The organism is Microbacterium gilvum (assembly GCF_039543865.1).
Taxonomy (GTDB): domain Bacteria; phylum Actinomycetota; class Actinomycetes; order Actinomycetales; family Microbacteriaceae; genus Microbacterium; species Microbacterium gilvum.
In genome coordinates this window covers 1-5455 of sequence record NZ_BAABKO010000010.1, presented here as the reverse complement: position 1 = coordinate 5455, position 5455 = coordinate 1, and the positions used below count along the sequence as shown (strand labels likewise).

3 rRNA genes are annotated in these 5455 nt (G+C 55.8%); all 3 read right to left on the bottom strand.

Going from position 1 to position 5455, the window contains the following annotated elements:
- Positions 1-2: 2 nt before the first annotated feature.
- Positions 3-119, bottom strand: a 5S ribosomal RNA gene (rrf, locus tag ABD998_RS17745).
- 106 nt (positions 120-225) lie between these two features.
- Positions 226-3327 (bottom strand): 23S ribosomal RNA (locus tag ABD998_RS17740).
- Positions 3328-3700: 373 nt separating this feature from the next.
- Positions 3701-5223 (bottom strand): 16S ribosomal RNA (locus tag ABD998_RS17735).
- The 16S, 23S and 5S rRNA genes sit together here, the layout of an rRNA operon.
- Positions 5224-5455: the final 232 nt, after the last annotated feature.

The following is a 5455-nucleotide window of genomic DNA, read 5'->3' as shown; positions in this document are numbered from 1 at the left end:
AAGTCCGGCGGTGTCCTACTCTCCCACAAGGTCCCCCTTGCAGTACCATCGGCGCTGAGAGGCTTAGCTTCCGGGTTCGGAATGTGACCGGGCGTTTCCCTCTCGCTATGACCGCCGAAACATCTTTTCGATGTGTTCGACATCAAGCTTCTCTATGAAACTGTTGCTGGTGCCCGTACATCGGGAACCACAAAGTGGACGCGAGCGCTCTACCAGGAGCGGTGTGTTATCAAGTCATCGGCTTATTAGTACCAGTCAGCTGCACCCATTGCTGGGCTTCCACGTCTGGCCTATCAACCCAGTAGTCTGCTGGGAGCCTCTCCACCCGAAGGTGATGGAAGTCTCATCTTGAGGCCGGCTTCCCGCTTAGATGCTTTCAGCGGTTATCCATCCCGAACGTAGCCAACCAGCGGTGCCCTTGGCAGGACAACTGGCACACCAGAGGTTCGTCCAACCCGGTCCTCTCGTACTAGGGTCAGATCCTCTCAAACTTCCTACGCGCGCAGCGGATAGGGACCGAACTGTCTCACGACGTTCTAAACCCAGCTCGCGTACCGCTTTAATGGGCGAACAGCCCAACCCTTGGGACCTACTCCAGCCCCAGGATGCGACGAGCCGACATCGAGGTGCCAAACCATGCCGTCGATATGGACTCTTGGGCAAGATCAGCCTGTTATCCCCGAGGTACCTTTTATCCGTTGAGCGACAGCGCTTCCACAAGCCACTGCCGGATCACTAGTCCCGACTTTCGTCCCTGCTCGACCTGTCAGTCTCACAGTCAAGCTCCCTTGTGCACTTACACTCGCCACCTGATTGCCAACCAGGTTGAGGGAACCTTTGGGCGCCTCCGTTACTCTTTGGGAGGCAACCGCCCCAGTTAAACTACCCACCAGGCACTGTCCCTGAACCGGATCACGGTCCGAAGTTAGATATCCAGAGTGACCAGAGTGGTATTTCAACAACGACTCCACGGTAACTGGCGTCACCGCTTCACAGTCTCCCACCTATCCTACACAAGCCACACCGAACACCAATACCAAGCTATAGTAAAGGTCACGGGGTCTTTCCGTCCTGCTGCGCGTAACGAGCATCTTTACTCGTAATGCAATTTCGCCGAGTTCGTGGTTGAGACAGTTGGGAAGTCGTTACGCCATTCGTGCAGGTCGGAACTTACCCGACAAGGAATTTCGCTACCTTAGGATGGTTATAGTTACCACCGCCGTTTACCGGGGCTTAAATTCTCAGCTTCGCCTTGCGGCTAACCGGTCCTCTTAACCTTCCGGCACCGGGCAGGCGTCAGTCCGTATACATCGTCTTGCGACTTCGCACGGACCTGTGTTTTTAATAAACAGTCGCTACCCACTGGTCTCTGCGGCCCACACACGCTCTCGGAGCAAGTCCTAACACGCGCTGGGCCCCCCTTCTCCCGAAGTTACGGGGGCATTTTGCCGAGTTCCTTAACCACGATTATCTCGATCTCCTTAGTATTCTCTACCTGACCACCTGAGTCGGTTTGGGGTACGGGCAGCTAGAACCTCGCGTCGATGCTTTTCTCGGCAGCATAGGATCACCCACTTTTCATCCCCATCACATCTCAGCCACATGAGTCACGGATTTGCCTATGACTCGGCCTACATGCTTGGACCAGGACAACCATCGCCTGGCTTGGGCTACCTTCCTGCGTCACACCTGTTAACACGCTAACCGCACCAGCATGGGGTCACGCGCTCCACCGACCGGTGCCACCCGAAGGTGACGATGATCGGCTTTGGGCGTTTAGCACCACTGGATTAGCTTGGGCGGTTCTTCACCGGTACGGGAATATCAACCCGTTGTCCATCGACTACGCCTGTCGGCCTCGCCTTAGGTCCCGACTTACCCAGGGAAGATTAGCTTGACCCTGGAACCCTTGGTCTTCCGGAGGACGTGTTTCTCACACGTCATTCGCTACTCATGCCTGCATTCTCACTCGTGTGCCATCCACGGCTGGATCACTCCGCCGCTTCACCCGGCACACGACGCTCTCCTACCCATCAACACGGCTGGACCACGAAGGCCTACCACTAATGTCAATGCCACAACTTCGGTGGCGTGCTTGAGCCCCGTTACATTGTCGGCGCGGAATCACTTGACCAGTGAGCTATTACGCACTCTTTCAAGGGTGGCTGCTTCTAAGCCAACCTCCTGGTTGTCAAAGCAACTCCACATCCTTTCCCACTTAGCACGCGCTTAGGGACCTTAGTTGGTGGTCTGGGTTGTTTCCCTCTCGACGATGAAGCTTATCCCCCACCGTCTCACTGCTGCGCTCTCACTTACCGGCATTCGGAGTTTGGCTGACGTCAGTAACCTTGTAGGGCCCATCGGCCATCCAGTAGCTCTACCTCCGGCAAGAAACACGCAACGCTGCACCTAAATGCATTTCGGAGAGAACCAGCTATCACGAAGTTTGATTGGCCTTTCACCCCTATCCACAGCTCATCCCCTCAGTTTTCAACCTAAGTGGGTTCGGCCCTCCACGACGTCTTACCGTCGCTTCAGCCTGGCCATGGATAGATCACTTCGCTTCGGGTCTAGGACACGCGACTGTATCGCCCTATTCAGACTCGCTTTCGCTACGGCTCCCCCACACGGGTTAACCTCGCCACGTATCACTAACTCGCAGGCTCATTCTTCAAAAGGCACGCCGTCACAGGAACAAGCCTGCTCCGACGGTTTGTAAGCAAACGGTTTCAGGTACTATTTCACTCCCCTCCCGGGGTACTTTTCACCTTTCCCTCACGGTACTTGTCCGCTATCGGTCATCTGGGAGTATTTAGGCTTACCAGGTGGTCCTGGCAGATTCACACGGGATTTCACGGGCCCCGTGCTACTTGGGATCCCACTCGCAGCAGAACACGCATGTCGACTACGGGACTCACACCCTCTCCGGCCGGCCTTTCAAGACCGTTCGTCTATACGCTTCTGTACTACTCCGACCACGGCAGTGATCGATGAATGGTCCCACAACCCCGAACGTGCAACGCCTGCCGGCTCTCACACACGCCCGGTTTAGCCTCATCCGCTTTCGCTCGCCACTACTCACGGAATCACTATTGTTTTCTCTTCCTGCGGGTACTGAGATGTTTCACTTCCCCGCGTTCCCTCTACCCGCCCTATATATTCAGACGGGAGTCACCAGGTCAGCACGCCGCCTGGCGGGGTTTCCCCATTCGGAAATCCTCGGATCAAAGCCCGCTTATCGGCTCCCCAAGGCTTATCGCAGATTGCTACGTCCTTCTTCGGCTCCAGATGCCAAGGCATCCACCGTTTGCTCTTAAAGACTTGAAATCACATGAGCCAACAAAGAATCAAAAAATCCATTTGTTGTTCGCTTCTTTAAGATGCTCGCGTCCACTGTGTAGTTCTCAAAGTACGGGCGGCACCCCACCCTCCCCAGCCACAAACAGCCAGATCAGACGAGGCCCGACGAAGACCAAACACCCTCACGGGGTGCCTGAGCCCTCAGGACCCAACAACGTGCACGCGCCCCGCAGACAACCACCCCCACGTTCCCACCCCACACCCGAAAGCATGAGACGTACTAGCAAGAAACAGCCACCACAAGACGCCCTGTCAAATGTTCCACCCATGAGCTAACCGGCACCACACATTCGGTGATGAACCGGCGCCTGGAAGGCTCACGCCCCCAGATGCTCCTTAGAAAGGAGGTGATCCAGCCGCACCTTCCGGTACGGCTACCTTGTTACGACTTAGTCCTAATTACCGATCCCACCTTCGACAGCTCCCTCCACAAGGGTTAGGCCACCGGCTTCAGGTGTTACCGACTTTCATGACTTGACGGGCGGTGTGTACAAGACCCGGGAACGTATTCACCGCAGCGTTGCTGATCTGCGATTACTAGCGACTCCGACTTCATGAGGTCGAGTTGCAGACCTCAATCCGAACTGGGACCGGCTTTTTGGGATTCGCTCCACCTCACGGTATCGCTGCCCTTTGTACCGGCCATTGTAGCATGCGTGAAGCCCAAGACATAAGGGGCATGATGATTTGACGTCATCCCCACCTTCCTCCGAGTTGACCCCGGCAGTATCCCATGAGTTCCCACCATAACGTGCTGGCAACATAGAACGAGGGTTGCGCTCGTTGCGGGACTTAACCCAACATCTCACGACACGAGCTGACGACAACCATGCACCACCTGTATACGAGTGTCCAAAGAGAACCACATTTCTGCGGCGTTCCCGTATATGTCAAGCCTTGGTAAGGTTCTTCGCGTTGCATCGAATTAATCCGCATGCTCCGCCGCTTGTGCGGGTCCCCGTCAATTCCTTTGAGTTTTAGCCTTGCGGCCGTACTCCCCAGGCGGGGAACTTAATGCGTTAGCTGCGTCACGGAGACCGTGGAAAGGCCCCCACAACTAGTTCCCAACGTTTACGGGGTGGACTACCAGGGTATCTAAGCCTGTTTGCTCCCCACCCTTTCGCTCCTCAGCGTCAGTTACGGCCCAGAGATCTGCCTTCGCCATCGGTGTTCCTCCTGATATCTGCGCATTCCACCGCTACACCAGGAATTCCAATCTCCCCTACCGCACTCTAGTCTGCCCGTACCCACTGCAGGCTGGAGGTTGAGCCTCCAGATTTCACAGCAGACGCGACAAACCGCCTACGAGCTCTTTACGCCCAATAATTCCGGATAACGCTTGCGCCCTACGTATTACCGCGGCTGCTGGCACGTAGTTAGCCGGCGCTTTTTCTGCAGGTACCGTCACTCACGCTTCTTCCCTGCTAAAAGAGGTTTACAACCCGAAGGCCGTCATCCCTCACGCGGCGTTGCTGCATCAGGCTTCCGCCCATTGTGCAATATTCCCCACTGCTGCCTCCCGTAGGAGTCTGGGCCGTGTCTCAGTCCCAGTGTGGCCGGTCACCCTCTCAGGCCGGCTACCCGTCGACGCCTTGGTGAGCCACTACCTCACCAACAAGCTGATAGGCCGCGAGCCCATCCCCAACCGAAAAATCTTTCCCACCACAAACCATGCGGCTATGATGCATATCCGGTATTAGCAACCGTTTCCGGCTGTTATCCCAGAGTCAGGGGCAGGTTGCTCACGTGTTACTCACCCGTTCGCCACTAATCCACCCCGCAAGCAGGGCTTCATCGTTCGACTTGCATGTGTTAAGCACGCCGCCAGCGTTCATCCTGAGCCAGGATCAAACTCTCCGTAAAAAACGAATGCAACCCAGCCACCGGGAAAACGATGACCAGACGCGAGTTCAATCATGACCAAAACGGATGTCAAAACTGACAACCAATAATTGATCCAAAGGAATTCTCAACCCGACCATAAAGGCCGAGACGAGGATAATTTGGCATTTGACAAGTGCACGCTGTTGAGTTCTCAAGGATCAGACGCACCCAGCCCTCGACCTCACGACCGAGCCCTCCGGGGCACCCACCC